23 protein-coding genes are annotated in these 16,912 nt (G+C 47.6%); 16 read left to right on the top strand and 7 right to left on the bottom strand.

Translation table 11 applies throughout. The features are described from left to right. The first annotated feature begins 248 nt into the window (after positions 1-248). The 6 genes from NST99_RS15035 (at position 249) to cysK (ending at position 3,487) form a co-directional block, all read left to right on the top strand. Positions 249-698, top strand: coding sequence for a hypothetical protein (locus tag NST99_RS15035; protein WP_341092767.1), 450 nt, complete (start codon positions 249-251; stop codon positions 696-698). 5 nt (positions 699-703) lie between these two features. After that, complete coding sequence (locus tag NST99_RS15040) at positions 704-982, top strand: holin (protein ID WP_341097655.1); 279 nt, start codon at positions 704-706, stop codon at positions 980-982. A gap of 136 nt (positions 983-1,118) precedes the next feature. Beyond that, positions 1,119-1,541, top strand: a complete 423-nt coding sequence (locus tag NST99_RS15045; RefSeq protein WP_341092769.1) for a hypothetical protein — start codon at positions 1,119-1,121, stop codon at positions 1,539-1,541. A gap of 228 nt (positions 1,542-1,769) precedes the next feature. After that, positions 1,770-1,904: a YjcZ family sporulation protein gene (locus NST99_RS15050; RefSeq protein ID WP_341092770.1), complete on the top strand. Its 135-nt coding sequence runs from the start codon at positions 1,770-1,772 to the stop codon at positions 1,902-1,904. 127 nt (positions 1,905-2,031) lie between these two features. Then, the gene (locus tag NST99_RS15055; RefSeq protein WP_341092771.1) at positions 2,032-2,484 is read left to right on the top strand and encodes a GNAT family N-acetyltransferase; all 453 of its coding nucleotides are present in this window, start codon (positions 2,032-2,034) and stop codon (positions 2,482-2,484) included. Between the two features lie 64 nt (positions 2,485-2,548). After that, complete coding sequence (cysK, locus tag NST99_RS15060) at positions 2,549-3,487, top strand: cysteine synthase A (RefSeq protein ID WP_341092772.1); 939 nt, start codon at positions 2,549-2,551, stop codon at positions 3,485-3,487. A gap of 608 nt (positions 3,488-4,095) precedes the next feature. Here the strand turns inward: cysK and NST99_RS15065 are convergent. Both NST99_RS15065 and NST99_RS15070 read right to left on the bottom strand, forming a co-directional pair. Continuing rightward, positions 4,096-4,287, bottom strand: coding sequence for a hypothetical protein (locus tag NST99_RS15065; RefSeq protein ID WP_341092774.1), 192 nt, complete (start codon positions 4,285-4,287; stop codon positions 4,096-4,098). Between the two features lie 112 nt (positions 4,288-4,399). After that, positions 4,400-4,795: a VOC family protein gene (locus NST99_RS15070; RefSeq protein WP_341092775.1), complete on the bottom strand. Its 396-nt coding sequence runs from the start codon at positions 4,793-4,795 to the stop codon at positions 4,400-4,402. A gap of 159 nt (positions 4,796-4,954) precedes the next feature. Between NST99_RS15070 and NST99_RS15075 the strand changes: the two genes are divergently transcribed. Further along, a complete protein-coding gene (locus NST99_RS15075) occupies positions 4,955-5,080 on the top strand; it encodes a hypothetical protein (RefSeq protein WP_341092776.1) in 126 nt (41 codons plus the stop codon). Positions 5,081-6,052: 972 nt separating this feature from the next. On the opposite strand, the gene NST99_RS15080 is transcribed toward NST99_RS15075, so the two are convergent. The 3 genes from NST99_RS15080 to NST99_RS15090 form a co-directional block, all read right to left on the bottom strand. Further along, positions 6,053-6,934 carry a glycosyltransferase family 2 protein gene (locus NST99_RS15080; protein ID WP_341092777.1) on the bottom strand — a complete coding sequence of 294 codons (882 nt, stop codon included), beginning with the start codon at positions 6,932-6,934 and terminating at the stop codon, positions 6,053-6,055. A 107-nt stretch (positions 6,935-7,041) separates the two neighbouring features. Beyond that, on the bottom strand, positions 7,042-7,905 hold the full coding sequence (locus NST99_RS15085; protein ID WP_341092779.1) for an ATP-dependent DNA ligase: 864 nt from the start codon (positions 7,903-7,905) through the stop codon (positions 7,042-7,044). A 68-nt stretch (positions 7,906-7,973) separates the two neighbouring features. Further along, positions 7,974-8,189: a galactose oxidase gene (locus NST99_RS15090; protein ID WP_341097656.1), complete on the bottom strand. Its 216-nt coding sequence runs from the start codon at positions 8,187-8,189 to the stop codon at positions 7,974-7,976. A 333-nt stretch (positions 8,190-8,522) separates the two neighbouring features. Here NST99_RS15090 and NST99_RS15095 point away from each other — a divergent pair, with 333 nt between their 5' ends. The 4 genes from NST99_RS15095 (at position 8,523) to coaD (ending at position 10,553) form a co-directional block, all read left to right on the top strand. After that, on the top strand, positions 8,523-8,921 hold the full coding sequence (locus tag NST99_RS15095; protein WP_341092780.1) for a hypothetical protein: 399 nt from the start codon (positions 8,523-8,525) through the stop codon (positions 8,919-8,921). Between the two features lie 259 nt (positions 8,922-9,180). After that, entirely contained in the window at positions 9,181-9,312 is a 132-nt protein-coding gene (locus NST99_RS15100) for a hypothetical protein (RefSeq protein WP_341092781.1), read from the top strand. Between the two features lie 130 nt (positions 9,313-9,442). Continuing rightward, on the top strand, positions 9,443-10,051 hold the full coding sequence (gene rsmD, locus NST99_RS15105) for a 16S rRNA (guanine(966)-N(2))-methyltransferase RsmD (RefSeq protein WP_341092782.1): 609 nt from the start codon (positions 9,443-9,445) through the stop codon (positions 10,049-10,051). Next, positions 10,035-10,553 (top strand): pantetheine-phosphate adenylyltransferase, encoded by a 519-nt coding sequence (gene coaD, locus NST99_RS15110; RefSeq protein ID WP_144024236.1) that lies wholly within the window; start codon positions 10,035-10,037, stop codon positions 10,551-10,553. The genes rsmD and coaD overlap by 17 nt, the downstream gene beginning before the upstream one ends. On the opposite strand, the gene NST99_RS15115 is transcribed toward coaD, so the two are convergent. Beyond that, the gene (locus NST99_RS15115; protein ID WP_341092783.1) at positions 10,525-11,754 is read right to left on the bottom strand and encodes a nucleoside recognition domain-containing protein; all 1,230 of its coding nucleotides are present in this window, start codon (positions 11,752-11,754) and stop codon (positions 10,525-10,527) included. The genes coaD and NST99_RS15115 overlap by 29 nt on opposite strands. A gap of 154 nt (positions 11,755-11,908) precedes the next feature. Between NST99_RS15115 and NST99_RS15120 the strand changes: the two genes are divergently transcribed. Next, positions 11,909-12,946: a SepM family pheromone-processing serine protease gene (locus NST99_RS15120; RefSeq protein WP_341092784.1), complete on the top strand. Its 1,038-nt coding sequence runs from the start codon at positions 11,909-11,911 to the stop codon at positions 12,944-12,946. On the opposite strand, the gene NST99_RS15125 is transcribed toward NST99_RS15120, so the two are convergent. Next, entirely contained in the window at positions 12,936-14,174 is a 1,239-nt protein-coding gene (locus NST99_RS15125) for a nucleotidyltransferase (RefSeq protein ID WP_341092785.1), read from the bottom strand. The two genes, NST99_RS15120 and NST99_RS15125, sit on opposite strands and share 11 nt — an antisense overlap. Before the next feature lie 148 nt (positions 14,175-14,322). On the opposite strand from NST99_RS15125, the gene NST99_RS15130 reads away from it, so the two are divergent. The 4 genes from NST99_RS15130 (at position 14,323) to plsX (ending at position 16,905) form a co-directional block, all read left to right on the top strand. Next, complete coding sequence (locus NST99_RS15130) at positions 14,323-14,832, top strand: YceD family protein (protein WP_341092786.1); 510 nt, start codon at positions 14,323-14,325, stop codon at positions 14,830-14,832. 62 nt (positions 14,833-14,894) lie between these two features. After that, positions 14,895-15,068 (top strand): 50S ribosomal protein L32, encoded by a 174-nt coding sequence (gene rpmF / locus NST99_RS15135; protein ID WP_019911234.1) that lies wholly within the window; start codon positions 14,895-14,897, stop codon positions 15,066-15,068. 267 nt (positions 15,069-15,335) lie between these two features. Then, entirely contained in the window at positions 15,336-15,932 is a 597-nt protein-coding gene (fapR, locus tag NST99_RS15140) for a transcription factor FapR (protein ID WP_076109228.1), read from the top strand. Beyond that, complete coding sequence (gene plsX, locus NST99_RS15145) at positions 15,916-16,905, top strand: phosphate acyltransferase PlsX (RefSeq protein WP_341097657.1); 990 nt, start codon at positions 15,916-15,918, stop codon at positions 16,903-16,905. The genes fapR and plsX overlap by 17 nt, the downstream gene beginning before the upstream one ends. Positions 16,906-16,912: the final 7 nt, after the last annotated feature.

Below are 16,912 nucleotides of genomic sequence, written 5' to 3' on the forward strand. Positions count from 1 at the left end.
TATCAATTTCAGGTAAAGTTTTGGTAAAATCAGGGCCGTTTATCTTTAAACTGGTTACTCTATGTATGGTGTAGGATCAACAATTGATAATTCATTACCCCTTTATTCATATAGCTAAACAGCTATCCTGAATTCATAGGAATAAGCACAAACTATTTGGCAGAATGCGCATTTAATATAAGGAGAGGAAGTGATGAGAGGACGGAGACCGGATTCATTTCCAGAATTATACCCTAGCAACCGAAGATATGAAGCGCAGCCATATTGCGGCAGCGGGATATGCGACTGATCCCAAGTATGCGGCAAAGCTGTTTCAGATAATGAATACCTATAACTTGTACGCATATGATGAAATTAAGGAGGAGGATGAGATGTCGGCGGAAGATAAGCAAAAGCTTGCAAGTCTGGAAAAAGAGCTGAAAGAGCTGCGGATTTTGTTGTCCGATCTTACTGCCAGCAGAGATATGCTGAAGACAGATGTACAGGAGCAGGGGCGGGCGATCACAGGTGTGATTGACCGCCTTTCCCTAATCGAAGGCCAGATGGTGATGAATGTACCGGCATGTGCAGTGCCGGCTTTCAGTGCTGCAGTGACGGCGGGGCTGTTGGATACGCCCACCGGAGGCAGCTTGGATTTCTACCGGGTTCTAACAGTACTGCATCCGGCGGGTTTGCTGTTATCCTTGAAGGAGGGATGAACATCATGTATAACGATGCGCTTAACAATGTGCTTGCTTTCGCATCGGTATTAGCCGTGTTTGTAATGGCTCTTGTTCAGCTTGTGAAGAATAGCGTGAAGCTTCCGCGCAACCTTGTACCGGCGGTTGGCCTGGCAATAGGATTATTAGTCGGGGCCATTGCCTATCCTTTTACAGATATGAATCTGGTGCTGCGTCTGTGGGCAGGCGGACTGGCAGGATTGTCTGCCACGGGCCTGTTTGAACTGGCTTTTAACAAAAGGGATGGAACAACTAAAGATTAATATCTTTGCCTGACGATTCTTCCGAATCTATTTAAGATTTACTATTAATTATTGAACCTAATGGTGATAAGTACAAGCAATCGGTAAGCTCTTTTAATATGATGTGGTATGCAAGAAAGGAAAGGGGGTGCTCATCATGGGAACTTATCTTGATGCTCGAACCTCGCAGAATGCGAGCATAGCGAACTCAATTGCGATTCCGATTCTGCTGCTGAATACTCCGCAGCTGTTCGGACAAATTGGCTTAGTCACCGAAGGTGCAACAACGAATCCGCGAGTATTGTTAAAAGGAACCATCTCTTTGACGCTTCCGCTGGCGCTTGCTGGTATTACAATTACAATAGTGAGAGGAACACTTAGTACCGATCCGGTTGTATATTCTGCTACCTCTACGTTTAGCCTTAGCGTCTTGGCGCCACAAGTCATCACGTTTTCAGCTGCAGACTTTAACCCGCCGATTACTCCTCAATTGACGTACACTGCTTTCGTTAGTTCCAACCTGCTCGGCACGATTCGTGTCGGTCCGGAGAGTTTTGACGGCATTCTGGTCTCCGATTAATTTAAGGTTACTGTGTCTTGTCATGCCTGTAATATTGGGCATGACAAGATGTAGATTTTGTTTGAAGTGCATATCAAAAGAACCGGTGGGAGCCACACCATATATGGATGAAGCTATGCCTCAACATTATTTTTTGTTATGGCCTAAATTTAGACCGTTTCGCCCAATCTGTTAAGCCAGTCAATACATATTCTACCTTGTAGTAATCATTATGAAGGAGGTAATCTCATGGGTGCAGATTGCGGATACGGTGGTAATGTTGGTGGCGTTCAACATTGTCCGGTAAGTCCTTTTACATCAACAGGTGCAATTCTTGTTCTTTATATCCTGTTGGTCATTATTTTGAGTGCCTGTTTCATCTAAGCTGGATAGCACATCGGCGTGTTCCCGGGCTTTTTGCCGGGGACGCGCTTTTTTCTGGTCTAGTCCGATTTACATAAAGCACCAAAACATTTATATTTGAGGATAATGGCGAAACAAGGAGATCATTATGGATTTCAGGAAAATAAAAAACGGTGAAAGTCTGCCGCTGGAGCTGCTGCTGTCAGCTGATCCTTCTCTGCCGAAAGTGGAGGATTATGTAAAAAGAGGTGTTTGTTATCTCGCAGTTAACAAAGAGGACGTTGTGGGAGTGTATGTGCTGCTGCCGACAAGACCTGTTACGGTTGAACTGGTAAATATTGCGGTTGCTGAAGAGCAGCAGGGCAGAGGAATAGGTAAACAAATGGTGATGCACGCCATACAGACTGCCAGACGGGACGGGTACAGTGTGATGGAAGTGGGCACCGGTAATTCAAGTATAGGGCAGCTTGCGCTGTACCAGAAATGCGGCTTCAGAATAGTAGCCGTGGATATGGATTTTTTTACAAAACATTATCCTGAAGAGATCTATGAGAATGGCATACAGTGCAGAGATATGCTACGGTTATCCCGAGATGTATGATGGGGATGTGAGATGCCCATTCTTGTACAATTCGCTGTATCATTAATTTATTGGAGGAATTGTTGTGACAACTATTTATAAGAATCTAACCGATCTGATTGGCAATACACCCCTGCTGGAGCTGGCAAATTACAGCAGTTCCCATGGGGTTGAAGCTAAGCTTATCGGGAAACTGGAGTACTTTAACCCCGCTGGTAGTGTAAAGGACCGTATCGGCTTTGCAATGATCAAAGATGCTGAAACCAGAGGGCTGATCCAAAAGGATTCGGTATTAATTGAACCTACCAGCGGCAACACTGGGATTGGTCTGGCTTTTGCGGCTGCTGCACTTGGTTACAGGCTGATGATCGTGCTGCCTGAATCGTTCAGCGTGGAACGCCGCAAACTGCTGAAGGCACTTGGAGCTGAGCTTATTTTGACCCCGGCGGCTGATGGGATGTTAGGCGCGGTTACCAAGGCGGAAGAGCTGGCTGCAACAATCCCGAATTCTTTCATTCCGCAGCAGTTCAGCAATCCGGCCAATCCACAAATTCACCGCGACACAACTGCAGAAGAAATTTGGAAGGATACCGGCGGGGAAGTGGACATTTTTGTGGCTGGGGTAGGTACTGGGGGAACCATTTCTGGTGTCGGAGCAGTATTAAAAGCAAGAAAACCGGGCGTGCAAGTAATTGCTGTTGAGCCGGCAGATTCGCCGGTCCTTTCTGGTGGTAAGCCAAAAGGGCATCAGATCCAGGGCATTGGAGCCAATTTTGTGCCCGATAATTTTGACCAAGACGTGGTGGACGAAATTTTTCAGGTTAAGAACGAGGAGGCATACGAAACGGCGCGCAGTCTGGCCAGAACAGAAGGCCTTCTTGTAGGGATTTCCTCCGGAGCAGCTGTTTATGCCGCATCGCAAATAGCTAAACGCCCCGGGAATCAAGGGAAGAACATTGTTATTATCCTGCCGGATACGGGAGAACGCTACTTGTCCACACCACTTTTTGATGGCGAGGAATAAATTCTTCTGCAGGACGTAACTCGGACGACCCAATTTTCCCAAGTAGAACAAAAATCGAGGCCCTATATCCAGGGCCTTTACATATAACAACGATAAAAGAGCTGGATAGAATATAAGAATCAAAGCCGTACAAACAAAAAAATATCTGGACAACTATTAATTTATTCTTTTTTATCTTTAACAAAAAACAGGAAGTGCTAACAAGTGTAGATAAGCCAAATAGAATAATCGATGGTCAAAAGTTGGAGTCAAAAGGTATGAAAAACAATCCGGCTATAGCAAGACCATATTGTAATCGAGTAAGATAAATTCTGGTTTGTTCATAAATATCCCTCCTAACTTTAATTAATACGATTATAGAGAGATACACAAATGGCGGTGGTTACAGCTACAGTTATTTTAAGGGGTTGTTGGAGCCCACAATGCCCTGTTTGTCGCCGCCGCAGTCACTATAGTGCCTGCTGGCTGCTCTAGAAAAGGCACAACAACAGGAGGGGGAATGGATCGGTATTGGCAAACGGCTATCAAAATTAGTACGGAGTTGCGACTGAATTTAGTAGTAATAGATTATTATACTTCGCTGCATGCTTCTGCTCATCGAGGTTAATTCAATACAAAGCATCCTTATAAACGCCGTATGGAAGGCCGAACCATATCTTTCGATATTTTTCAACAGCAGACAACTCACCTTGGAAGGCTTTTTGCAACCCGGCAATATACAAATTAACATGTTCAGGAACTTCGCTGCTAACTCCTGTCATTTCATGTCCTGTTAATTCCCAGTACATTTGTCGGAACATTTGATTATGCCCTCGTTCATCATTCCGGAAAGTTTATCATTTCGCTCCCCTTGGGCTGAATTCCTCATTTGTGTTGTTGAACTAACGTTTCACGTTAGCTTAGATTGTTTTTTTAAAAGATTAACTGACAATCCTTATGCTCCCATACATCAAATAAGTTTCCATCTAGGTCCTCAAAAACAAAAAACTTGCCGTAAATGCCTTCATTGCTAATAGGTCTAGTCGTAACCTCCTCAGATGTTAGTTTCATGTGTAATGATTCAATGTCATCTGTAAAAAATGTTACAACCCACCGTGACCGTCCGTTTACTTCAAAAACTGCTCTTGTATCATTATCAGATTCAATTAAATCAATTATTGGACGGTTATCCCTAAATAAACTTATATAATTCCCTCTATCGTTTCTGATGTTAAAACCAAAGTGTCTGACAAACCACTCTGCAGATTTTTTTGCATTTTTAACCGGAATTACATTGTAGGCGATTCCTAAGATTCTCCCATTTACCATACTATTCAGCCCCTGTCATAAATTTATCTCTAAAATTATTTCAAGGTGGCTACCATATTATCCTGCCCGCTAGCTTAAAGAAGCTTTTTCATGGAGAGACATAGTGATTGTTGCGCAGTGCGAAAACACTGGCGGTAGACTCATATAGCGAAGAAAGGGATGAATGAAATGACCCAAAACACATGGGGATTACAATTCGTGAAAATCGATACTGAAGAAAATGAATTTAAAACATTACTGGCTTTGAACAATGGTTCCGAAGCCAAGGCTCGGAAAGGTATTTAACCAGATCAAAGCGGAGCTTGCAGAGAACCAGGGAGAGCCTGATTGAGTAGTTGATTTGCTTGATGAAGATGATAGCATTGTGGATGATTTTGTGATTACCTCCGACCAAGCTAAAAACAATAGCGTCATTGCTCCGACATTCAGTTAATGCGTAGAACGAGAGTACCGGAGAGTAGACGCATTTAGCGAATCAATATAATCAAGTTGTCCTGTTTTTCAAGAATGAATAAATCACATAACTAGCTGTACAGGCAATGAGGTACGAAACGTAGGTAAAGCCTATGTTCCAGTCATTTTGATAAACAACTTTCCCTGTAAAAACAAGAGCGCTTTCAAGGACAGTTTTTACGAATGTTACTACAGGGATAACAATCCAGGCTCTTCCAACTTTATTTGTCAAGTGTAGCGTGAAGACAGAAAACACTGCGAAAATCCCGAAATTGTAAGGAATAAAGGATATAGTGCTGTAATCTTTAGGTGTAACGTACCACCAATTCATATGGAATCCAACATCATTGAAGAGGAAGGCGAGTAGTGCACCAATTATGCTAGCTTGTATTACAAAAGGCTGATTCCTTTTAAGCAAATGTAGCCCAAACAACCAAGGAAGAATGAATCCCAAAAGTATATTTAATAACACCAAAATCACCTCAGATTAATTATTGCCACAAGTTGCAGTGTATAGGCATAATTTAGCTTTTTTAAGCAAAGAGGAGACTAGGGTAGGGGAGGAAGCCCAATGACACAAAGGGACTGGCAAAAGGAAGTTGCGACAAACGGGCCATTTGATGGATTATGGCGGCATCGTTGAGGGATACTCACCAGAGTCTGTTAAAATTGCCGGAGCTTACTTCGTTAGGGAACGATTTGAATTTAGAGCATACATAAAATAACCCGCCGGGCCGGCGGGATTTTCTTTTTTGCCATCACCTTTTTTGAAGGCATCAACTATTTGACGAAGTTGGCAACATATTAGTATGGAACTCCTGATATCAATCTGGATAGAGCCATTCTGAATATATCGTGGTCGAATACTTGGTATTGTCGATTTTGATCAAGCAGCCAATTCGCAAAACCTGCGGCTGTTCGATAGTTAGCGAAATCTTCAGAATTAACCCCATATTCAGCTAATTTAATCATTATTGCGTATTCCTCATCAGATAATTGAATGCCTAGTTGAGAAAGTTGTCTCTGACGGATTCTTCGTGCAGAATCATCTTGTATTACCCGGTGTTTATTGGACACTTGTCCTTCATGAGGCCGATAGTACATTAAATTGTGAGGGAGATTTGCGAATTTCACGCTTGAGGAAAGCCTGTTCCACAATTCGTAATCCTCTGCATGAGGGTAATTATAATCATAACGAATCCCGAGTTGATCTATAGAACTTCGGCGCATCATAACAGAAGGATGTAGAATGCAACTGTAAAATAACAGCCAGACCTTAATTTCTTCGTGATGCATAGGATTTAACTTGACGGGCCCGAGGTAGTTCGTTGTATATCCTGTTCCGCAAATATCTATGGTGGGATTAGTGTCCATAAAATAAGCCTGCACTTCCAAGCGATTTAGTGCGGCAATGTCATCACTGTCCATACGGGCGATGTACTCACCTTGGGCCAGATCGAGTCCTTGATTCAGCGAAGTGACAATCCCCATATTTTCACTATGAAATATCTTTTTTACTCTAGTGTCCATTATTTCATGTATAATTCCCGCTGATCCATCTGTCGATCCGTCATCGATTATTATCAATTCTAGGTCGTTTAGCGTTTGCAATAAGATTGTGGTAACTGCTTCTTGTAAATACATAGCGCTATTGTAGACAGGCATAATTACAGATATCCTTGGCACCCAGCATTCCTCCTAGTTTCGGTGTGTCTTATCATCACGTTATGATGAAACAAACTAATAAGCGACAGGAGGAAAGAAAAAAGGGCTTAAGGTCAGTGTGTCTTTGCTTATATGATAAACTCCGTAAATACTGGACTTCGCAACATTCCTGATTTGGTCCAGTTCCTCATTCTAACTTTTGCCCGCAGTCGCGGTTCCAGATGAATAAACTCTTTGTCTTCGCCTTTCACAAGCTGCTGGGCTACTCCACGAAATGCTTGCTTGTGAAGCGGGGATGCTCCGAACTCAATAATCCCCGCCGGGCGCAGTTTACCGGACGTGCCGGACGGGACCGCGGCAAGCCAGCCAAACTCCTGTTTGCGGTAGCCAGTGATATAAACCTCTGCATAGGTCCAGTTAATGACCTTCTGCCATGCGTGGGATCGGCGTCCAGCCTCATAGGTGCTGTTCTTTCGCTTGCCCACCACACCCTCCATACCTCGTGCCTTGATCTCCTTAAACAGAGCCTCGCCAGCACCGTTTATATGCGGCACAACGCCGTAACTCCCAGAGGGGAGGGATAAGCTTGTTAGTATCTCCTTGCGGTGCAGCAGCGGTAGTCCGCGCAGATCCTTACCTTTGTATTGCAGGATATCAAAGATAGCGTAATAAGCCGGAAGCGTGGCCGTGAGTTGCTGAATCTTGTCTGCCCGCCGTGACTGAAATCGACTCATGACGGACTCAAAATCAGATACGCCGGTTGCCGGATCTATGCAGGCGACCTCACCGTCTAAGATTATATCGTCATCAAACGGAAGCTGCAGTTCCGGGTACTGCCGGGTGCAGTCGTTATCATGTCTAGTGTATAGCCGTACTTTGTCGCCTTGTTGGGAATAGATCAGCCGATGCCCGTCTATCTTTGGTTCGAATATATATTCACTGTGGCTAAAAGGACCAGCAGCAGTTTGTAATAACATAGGGGAAATAAACATAAAAAACCTCCTCTATCCAATTATAGCGCTTGGCTATAAGGGAAAGAGGAGGTAAGTGATGGTAAGGATTATTCTGATGCTGTATATTCACTTACTTCATAGGTAAGTATTTTATCAAATACGACATAATCTTTACGCTTTTTGAAGGGGCCTTTGTTGTTGGTATGTTTATCAATTGCATACATCCCAGGGCCTCTACCTGCATCACGGGCATCATACCAGGTTAAGAATGCATCTACTTCAGCGATCGGGAGATCGTATTCCTTTTCTACTCCATTTGTCATCGTAATCACCAGTATAGCTCGATCACCTGGTTGTTCTGGTGTCGGAGTTGGCGCTGGCGTAGTACTAGAATTGTTTACACATCTAGTGATGGCTATTCCTATCTTAATTATAGTTCAATTTTCGTTGACTTGGATAAATGTACTGAAAAAACAAGAGCAAAGAGACTAAAGGCGATCTATAACTCTGCGTACTCCACGTAATTTGGTCCTGTTACCTATTCTGGAGTATCGATTGAGTTTCAAAAGCCCGTCAATCTAAAACTTGTCGGCGGGCTTTTTTTGTGGATAAAAGAACGTGTGTTCGCATAAAATAAGCTCATGGAGGCGATAGTTATGGGCGTGAACACTGGCGAAAAGATGCTCACGAATGAAGAGAGGGAAATGGTTCGGGACTTAATATTGCTCCCTTACATAGATACGATGGTCAGCAAGAGCATGAAAGAAATTCAACACTCGGGTAACATCCTTAGCCGATCATACCTATTGGCTGGCCGCTATGTTCAGAAGCGAGTTGTGCAGGATGTCTACCGACTGAGGCAAGAACTTAAACGCCGGAACATCAAAGTGATCGAGGATACCCAGGATGATTTCATTACATATAGTATGATCTACTTTCGCGGCTATCAAGAGCGTTTTGGCATGACTCGTGACGTAATGCGTACTGAGATCAGCTTAAGGCTCACTCGATACACAGCTGATCTCGGCGATGTCTTAAAAGAGCAGATGATATGAGCAAAAAGCCCCTACTGGCCGTAATGGCCAGCAGGGGTTTATTTATGAAACAGACCGGTGGCTTCTATAATAGAAAAAACAGTGTGATACAATATCTTGCCCCGCTGCACAGAATTCTGATATTTACCACCCCGTTTACCACCCTTTCGCATTATTGATGCGGTAAGCCTAAAATTATAGTTATGTGTTGATCATGAAAATCGCGTAGGTATGGGGTTCATAAAACAAAAATCGAGGCTCCCTTTCGGGAGCCTCTTTCATGGGAGAGGAGAAACCGGACGAAGAGCTTATGGGGAAACGTAAGCCTGCTCCGCGGTTGTCTACGACATTTTGTGATGTCGATAGTTACATGATGTCCCGGTTGCTCCAGTCTTATACCTGTGTACGTTAAAAAAATCTGCCGGCCTCATGTGACAACGGTAGACAATCTTTTTATTTCAATAGACAATTGTGGTACTATAGGCTTGGACTTGTGCCTCAATCGGCATAATAAATAGAGACATAGAGCAGGTGGATAATCGGTGAGAGTTGTATCGGGAAGTGCAAAGGGGAGGCCCCTGAAGAGTGTTCCGGGCAGCGGAACGCGGCCTACAACCGACAAGGTAAAAGAAGCGTTGTTCAGTATGATCGGTCCTTATTTCGAGGGTGGAGCAGCGCTTGATTTGTTTGCAGGTACTGGCGGTCTAGGTATTGAAGCCTTGAGCAGAGGGATGGACAGTGCGGTATTTGTGGATATGGAGCAGAAAAGCATCGACACAGTGCGTGCCAATCTGAAGGCGGCTAAGCTGGAAGCGCAAGCTGAGGTTTACCGCAATGATGCCGGCAGAGCCCTTAGCGCGCTGGAGAAGCGGGGACGTTCGTTTGATCTTGTGTTCCTGGACCCGCCGTACAGGCTGAAGCATGGGGATGAGCTGATGATGGCGATGGTGCAAAAAGGTCTGCTCAGATCAGACGCGGTCATCGTGCTGGAGCATGAATCAAGCTATGCCTATCCGGAGGATATTCCGGGGTTCTATAGAACCAGACAGGCCGTATACGGCGAGACGACAATTTCAATTTATCAGTATGAATCCGCTCTGCGTGAAGAGGCTGTGAGTGGTAAGGAGGGTAATGATGAGTCTGCAAATTAGAAAAGAACGTGTTGCCATCTATCCCGGGAGCTTTGATCCGGTTACGATGGGACATATGGATATTATCCGGCGTGCAGCCAAACAATTCGACAGACTGATTGTTACCGTGCTTAACAACCTAAGTAAGAATCCGATGTTTTCGGTAGAAGAGCGTACGGAGCTGCTGCGGCAGGCCACTGCGGATATTCCGAATGTGGAGGTTGACAGTTTCCGCGATCTGCTGGTAAATTATCTTCGCCAAAAGGATGCTCAGGTCATTGTCCGCGGCATCCGCACGGTTACCGACTTTGAATATGAATTGCAGAATGCATCCATTAATCATAATTTGGACCCTGAAGCGGAAACGATCTTTATGATGACCAATCCGAAATATTCCTACCTTAGCTCAAGTGTGGTCAAGGAAATCGCCCACTTTGGCGGGAATGTGTCGGATTTTGTGACCCCTGAGGTAGAACAGGCAATGAAGCTTAAATTCAGCCGTTTAGACGGCGGAGCCAAGTAACAGCAGATACAGCGGCAGACAGAGCGATGATCATCATCAGCAGCAGCGATTGCAGGCCAAGCAGCTGGGGGACAACGCTCCATACGTTCAATGCTCCCAGTGTTGCGGTCGATTCGGCAACCTCGGGAACCGCCACTGCCGGCAGTACGGTTTCACGGAGATTCATCAGCGGGTTCCATAATAATAGGGTAAAAGCAAAGGCAAATACTCCATGCAGCAAGCGGACGGCGGCATAAGGCAGGAAAGAGATTTTCGCCCTTTTTAGCAAGGTAAGTGCTTGGAGCTGGCCGCAAATTCCGCTCCAGCCGAGAGCGGCTGATAGCAGGGCCAGGCCTGTGATCCCCATGGAACTAAAGTCGTGAGGTGCTGTCAGTTCTGAGGTCAGAGCATTTGCTCCGAGATGAATCTCCAGAAAACTTGCCGCCAAAGCAGGAGGCAGCTGCGGTATTAGAGAAATAGCAATATTTATGACAACAGCAAACATAATCATGTACCCGCCGATGACCATCAGGTTCTGAACGGCAGTTGAGACGGATTCCCCGAGCAGCCTGCCAAATCCGCGGCCATCTCTTGCCCGGGCTTCTGATACAGCCTGATGAATCCGTCTGGGCAATGAAGCCGTTTTGCGCTGTGATGGAACTACCGTCGGAGCTTCGGTTTTCGGCTGACCTGTGAGCAGGGTCGCGGTTACGCCTGCGGCAAGTCCCGAAATCCAGTGGATGGCCAGCAGGGTATATCCGGCGGCAGGACTGTGCAGAAAAGCAACGCCGACTACAATGAGCAGTGTAACCGGACTGGCGAAGTGGGCGATGGAAGCCAGGCGTCCGGCCTCCTTGTCCGTAATGCTGCCCTGCTTATGCAGCAATTGCACACCGCCTGCTCCAGCCGGGAAACCGGCGGTCATTCCGAGTGCGAGTGTCCAGCCTCCGGACCCCGGAAGGCGGAAAATCCTGGTCATCACCGGCTCCAGCAGTACTCCGAGTCCATGCACGAATCCCGTGGCTGTGAGCATTTCTGATAACATCAGAAAGGGTAGAAGCGCCGGGAAGACAAGTGTCCACCAGAGCTTCAGACCCTGAAGGGAAGCCTGGAAGGAGGACTCCGGCGATAAGATAATCGCAATGGCGAGCACAATGGCAACGGCCCCGGACAGAAAGGGAACCGAGGCTGAAGTGAACCGGCGTATTTTAAAGTTATTCATTATGAGCATCACCTCTTCATAACTTAGGACATGGGCTGAGACTGTTATCAATTTATGCAGGGCAGACAACCATCATGCCACAGCGGAGAGGATACAGCTCCGAAGTTTATTTGGAGACATAAGCATAGAGCCGCGGGGAAAGAAGGGAATTGCATTGAGGCAACTGAAACGCCGGGTAGGCGTTCGCGCCATAGCCTACTTGTTTACTTTTGTGGTTATACTCTATGTGGCAGTATTTATGAATACTCCATATCTCGTGTATCAGCCGGGCAGTGCCTCAGAGGTGGCGCCGATGATCAAGGTGGAGAATGCTGATCCGCAGGAGCAGGGCACATTCATGATGACGACCGTATCTGCGAGCTACGCCAATGTTGCCCTATTAGTGGCTTCTGCGTTTAATTCCAATGCGGAAGTCGTATTGAAAGAGGCAAGGCTAGGGGATAAGAGTGAGCAGGAATATGCGGCTGAGCAGGTATATTATATGAGCAGCTCCCAGTCTTCTTCCGTTCAGGCGGCCTATCATGCTGCGGGCATTCCTTATGAGGATGTTGTAGACTATCTGTATGTATTCTCGATTCCGGAGGAAAGCAGCCAGGAGCAATTTCAAATAGGCGACAAAATCATCCGTGTTCAGGGGCAATCTGTGCCTGATCCCACTGCGCTCTCTAAACTGCTCTCCTCAAGCAAGGTTGGCGATCAGGTAGAAGTCGTGCTGCAGCGGGACGGTAAGGAAGTCAAGGAACAGGTAACACTGGTGGAGGTTAAAGACAAGGAGACTGCAGCGGGCCGTCCTGGATTTGGGGTTGTGATTGGCGCGGTGCAGAAGGTACAGCCGAAGGAAGCAGGAAAAGCGGTCAGCTTTGTGGATACCAGTGTTGGAGGACCCTCGGCAGGCCTAATGTTTACGATGGAAATTTATAACCAGCTTACCAAAGGCGATTTAACCAAAGGTCATCGGGTAGCGGGAACAGGAACTATTGACGCTGAAGGCAAGGTAGGAGCCATTGGCGGAGTGAAGCATAAGATTGTTGCTGCAGACCGGGAGGATGCGGAGATTTTTTTCGTGCCGGTTAAGAATTATGATGAAGCCAAAGCCAGAGCGGATAAAATAGGCACATCTATGAAGCTGGTGCCTGTATCCACTCTGGATGAGGCACTGAAATATATGGAAGAGCTGCCGGTCAAACCCTAACCGGCGGCAGTAAGAAATCGCTGTACAAATCAGCACGCTGAGGATTGGTGAAAGCTCCGGCATACGCGGCGGAGGCTTGGAGATCGCGTTCAAGCATGGGGTGTGAGAAATGGGCAGGACTCAGGACAACGGGAAGTGAGGCACTTCTCTTCATGTTCTTGAGCAGCTTTCTGCCGCTCTCGCTGAACCCCAGAACCCGAATGTAACCGGGGCCTTGAGCCAGACGGGAAGGGGTCGTTTCCTCCCTGCTGTGATTCAGCAGGGCATGCAGCAGCAATCTCTGCAGCCGTGTATGCGTGTAGCGTCTGCTCTTTAATAGTTGTAGCAATGCGCTGACCGAGAATTGTTCAAGCTGCGGCATGACTCTCAGCAGCCGGTTCTCAAGCCCTTCATTCATATCCTGCAGGGACCTCAGCTCTGCGGCAGTATGCGTAGTCAGCACATGACGGAGCTGGATGCGGAAGTCTTCCAGGTTCAAAGGACCTCTGCCGGCTGCATGCTCTCTTTCCAGGATGGACACGCTATATTCTGGCATGAATTCTGCAGGTGAGCCGCCTTCATTAAGAAGCTGGCGGATCGCTGTGGCGCTGGCAATCGAAGACCCCGCCTGCAGCGGGTCATGGAAGCCTGCGCCAGTGCGCGGCACAGTAAGAGGTCTGATGACACTGCCGAGACGCCGCAGGGCGATCAGGTAATGCAGGCCGAGACTGTTGTTTGGCTGCCGCAGCAGTTCTTCGGCATCGAAGGGTTTCTTCTCTCCAAGGAGAGACCCTTCCCAGACTGCCGCCGCTGCTGCGCTATATGCGGCGGGGAAACTCGTGCCTAGCGCCATGAGGCGGCGGATCTCGCTCTGAAGCTCGCTGCTTTCTTCGGCCAGAAATCCGGCCAGCGGCAGCAGCTCACCCAAAGTGCCGGCTTCGGAGCCGAAGCACAGGCTGTCCACGACCCCGGTCGCTTCCAGCAGGGATACAGCTCCGAAGGCGAACCACTCTGCCGGTTGAAGCGCATAAGCGACCGGCAGTTCAATCACGAGATCGGCGCCCATATGCAGCGCCATCTCCGTACGGGCCCGTTTACTGACCGCAGCCGGCTCGCCGCGCTGGGTGAACGGGCCGCTCATGACGACGATTACGCTGTCCGCGCCGGAGATTTTTTTGGCTTCGTTGAAATGATGGACATGCCCGTTATGTAAAGGGTTGTATTCTGCAATTATGCCGACGGTTGTCAAAGCTGCTTCACTCCGTATTCTGAGAAATATGGTGATTTAATAGTTATATCATAATTGTCCCTCTTCCTGAAACAATATAAAGGGAAAGTGGTTGACAAAGTTCGGTAATAATAGGTATAATAAATTTTGTTTGTTTGGAGTGATGATTATGAAGATTCACTTTCGCAAAATGGCAAATGCCGATGAGCCACTGAATATTCATGAAACTATGGATGTCAGCGAGCTTGTCAAAGGGCGAAAGGATATACTTGCTGTTGCACCGCTCTTGGTGGACCTTAAAGCGCTGCCCGCGGATACCGATTGTGTGAACGTGGTGGGAAGACTGAGTGGAGAGGTGGACATGTTATGTTCACGTTGTCTCACCGAGGTCAACAGTAAGCTGAACATTCCTTTTGCGGAGACTTTCAAGTGGCTTAAGGAGCCAATTCTTCCCGAAGATGAAGATGATGAACTCATTTACATCAAAGATGAGACTGTGGAGCTTGTCCCGTTCGTGGAAGAAAACTTCGTACTGCACTTGCCGGATTCGGTATTGTGCAAGGCAGACTGTCTTGGTCTTTGTCAGAAATGCGGACAAAACTTGAACGAAGGCACCTGCAGTTGCGACAACACAGTGATCGATCCTCGACTCGCTGGGTTGAAAGACTTTTTCAAATGAAGTATGACTAAGACCAAATCCCGCGATAGGCGGGTTAAAACCGAATTAGGAGGTGTAACACAATGGCAGTACCTCAACGGAGAACGTCCAAAACACGCCGTGACAAACGCCGCACCCACTTCAAACTGGTTGTGCCGGGCATGGTGAAATGCGAACAATGCGGAGAGCTGAAACTGGCTCACCACGTATGCAAAGTTTGCGGAACCTACAAAGCAAGAGAGATCATCAAACAATAGTTTCTAATAAGAGTAGCACTTCATCTAATGGTGGGGTGCTATTTTTTTGGGGATGGGTAAAAATCCCCTCCGTTACCTGTGTGGCTGAAGCCGCGTGGTTATGCCGCTTTTCAGGCAAAGCTTTATTTTTGCCGCAGCATGCTTTATACTACATATTAGTACCAGGTTCTAAACGAAGTTTATGACCTTTATATGGATTGATAGCGGCCTTCTCGCGGCCGGATGCTAAGTTCAGCATGTGCCAGGAGGTGAGCCGCCATAGAGCGGATGTCCAAGAAAGAGCGCCAGCAGCAGCTGCTGGGTATTATCGATGGCAATCCATTTGTGACCGACCGGGAGTTGACCCGGCAGCTCAAGGTGAGTATTCAGACCATTCGTCTGGACCGGCTGGAGCTGGGGATTCCGGAGCTGCGTGAACGGATGAAGCAAATGGCTGAACATTCTTATGATCAGGTGCGCTCCTTGCCTGCGGATGAAGTGGTCGGTGATATTGTCGATCTGCAGCTGGACAAGAGCGGCATTTCCATATTTGAAATTCGTGAGGAGCATGTCTTCTCCAGGAACGGGATCGCTCGCGGCCACTACGTGTTCGGACAGGCCAATTCGCTGGCGGTTGCCGTGATTAATGACGAAATTGCCCTGACCGCTTCAGCCGACATCCGGTTTGTGCGCATGGTCCGGTTAGGCGAGAAATGTATTGCCAAAGCGCAGGTGCGTTCGCTTGCTGGCCGGAACGGCAAAGCTGAGGTGGACGTATTTACGTATGTCGGAGAAGAACTCGTGTTTCAGGGCCATTTTGTAGTGTACCGGTCCGCAATTGAAGAATACAGCGAAGGGGGAAACCGCAGTGCTGATCGCCATTGATGCCATGGGAGGCGATAATGCTCCTGAATGCAATGTGGAAGGGGCATTGTCCGCGGCCGCGGAATGGAGCGATACGCAGATTGTGCTCGTCGGTGACGAAGCCAGACTTGAGCCGCTGCTGAAGAATAAGCCGTCCAATGTGATGGTGCGTCATGCGGGGGAAGTGATTGGCTCCGATGAAGAGCCGGTCAAAGCAGTCCGCCGCAAGAAGGATTCATCCATGGTTGTGGCTGGACGCATGGTGCGTGAAGGGGAAGCCGATGCTATGATCTCTTCCGGGAACACAGGCGCACTGATGACCACGGGACTGCTTGTGGTGGGGAGAATGGATGGAATAGAGCGCCCGGCGCTTGCTCCGATGATTCCGACGCTCGATGATGTTGGCGTACTTGCCCTTGATCTGGGGGCCAATATGGATGCCAAGCCCCAGCACCTTGCACAATACGCGCTGATGGGCAGCATCTACCGCAGCAAAGTGCACGGAATTGCTAAGCCGCGCGTAGGGCTGCTGAATGTGGGGACTGAGCCGGGTAAAGGGAATGAATTGACCAAAGAAGCGTATCCTCTGCTAGCCGCTTTGCCGGGAATTCACTTTGTCGGCAATGTTGAAGCACGTGATGTGCTGACGGGCAATTGTGATGTGCTTGTTTGTGACGGGTTTGCGGGTAACATTCTTTTGAAGACACTTGAAGGTACGGCGGGCGCTATGTTCTCTCTGCTGAAGGAACAGTTCAGCCGTTCGCTCAAAACCAAGCTGGGTGCGGCTATACTAATGCCGGAGCTCAGAAGCCTTAAAGGTAAGATGGATTACAAGGAGCACGGCGGAGCGCCGCTGCTCGGTCTAAGCGGTCTGGTAGTGAAGGGGCACGGTTCATCTGACGGCAATGCGGTCAAGAATGCAGTGAGACAAGCGCGGATTGCGCTGCAGGCGGGTCTCGTGTCCAGCATATCCAAGGAAATTAGCGGGAAGTGAGTGACGA

This window comes from Paenibacillus sp. FSL L8-0470 (genome assembly GCF_038008625.1).
In the GTDB taxonomy this organism is placed as follows: Bacteria; Bacillota; Bacilli; order Paenibacillales; family Paenibacillaceae; genus Paenibacillus_AQ.

Bases quoted from the DNA above. Each gene is read 5' to 3' on its own strand.
- fapR (WP_076109228.1), top strand. From the start codon at position 15,336: ATGTCCAAGAAAGAGCGCCAGCAGCAGCTGCTGGGTATTATCGATGGC.
- NST99_RS15045 (WP_341092769.1), top strand. From the start codon at position 1,119: ATGGGAACTTATCTTGATGCTCGAACCTCGCAGAATGCGAGCATAGCG.
- NST99_RS15035 (WP_341092767.1), top strand. From the start codon at position 249: ATGAAGCGCAGCCATATTGCGGCAGCGGGATATGCGACTGATCCCAAG.
- NST99_RS15090 (WP_341097656.1), bottom strand. From the start codon at position 8,189: ATGACAAATGGAGTAGAAAAGGAATACGATCTCCCGATCGCTGAAGTA.
- NST99_RS15085 (WP_341092779.1), bottom strand. From the start codon at position 7,905: ATGTTTATTTCCCCTATGTTATTACAAACTGCTGCTGGTCCTTTTAGC.
- NST99_RS15055 (WP_341092771.1), top strand. From the start codon at position 2,032: ATGGATTTCAGGAAAATAAAAAACGGTGAAAGTCTGCCGCTGGAGCTG.
- coaD (WP_144024236.1), top strand. From the start codon at position 10,035: ATGAGTCTGCAAATTAGAAAAGAACGTGTTGCCATCTATCCCGGGAGC.
- NST99_RS15130 (WP_341092786.1), top strand. From the start codon at position 14,323: ATGAAGATTCACTTTCGCAAAATGGCAAATGCCGATGAGCCACTGAAT.
- NST99_RS15115 (WP_341092783.1), bottom strand. From the start codon at position 11,754: ATGAATAACTTTAAAATACGCCGGTTCACTTCAGCCTCGGTTCCCTTT.
- NST99_RS15095 (WP_341092780.1), top strand. From the start codon at position 8,523: ATGGGCGTGAACACTGGCGAAAAGATGCTCACGAATGAAGAGAGGGAA.
- NST99_RS15075 (WP_341092776.1), top strand. From the start codon at position 4,955: ATGAATGAAATGACCCAAAACACATGGGGATTACAATTCGTGAAAATC.
- NST99_RS15070 (WP_341092775.1), bottom strand. From the start codon at position 4,795: ATGGTAAATGGGAGAATCTTAGGAATCGCCTACAATGTAATTCCGGTT.
- NST99_RS15050 (WP_341092770.1), top strand. From the start codon at position 1,770: ATGGGTGCAGATTGCGGATACGGTGGTAATGTTGGTGGCGTTCAACAT.
- rpmF (WP_019911234.1), top strand. From the start codon at position 14,895: ATGGCAGTACCTCAACGGAGAACGTCCAAAACACGCCGTGACAAACGC.
- NST99_RS15065 (WP_341092774.1), bottom strand. From the start codon at position 4,287: ATGTTCCGACAAATGTACTGGGAATTAACAGGACATGAAATGACAGGA.
- NST99_RS15040 (WP_341097655.1), top strand. From the start codon at position 704: ATGTATAACGATGCGCTTAACAATGTGCTTGCTTTCGCATCGGTATTA.
- NST99_RS15100 (WP_341092781.1), top strand. From the start codon at position 9,181: ATGGGAGAGGAGAAACCGGACGAAGAGCTTATGGGGAAACGTAAGCCT.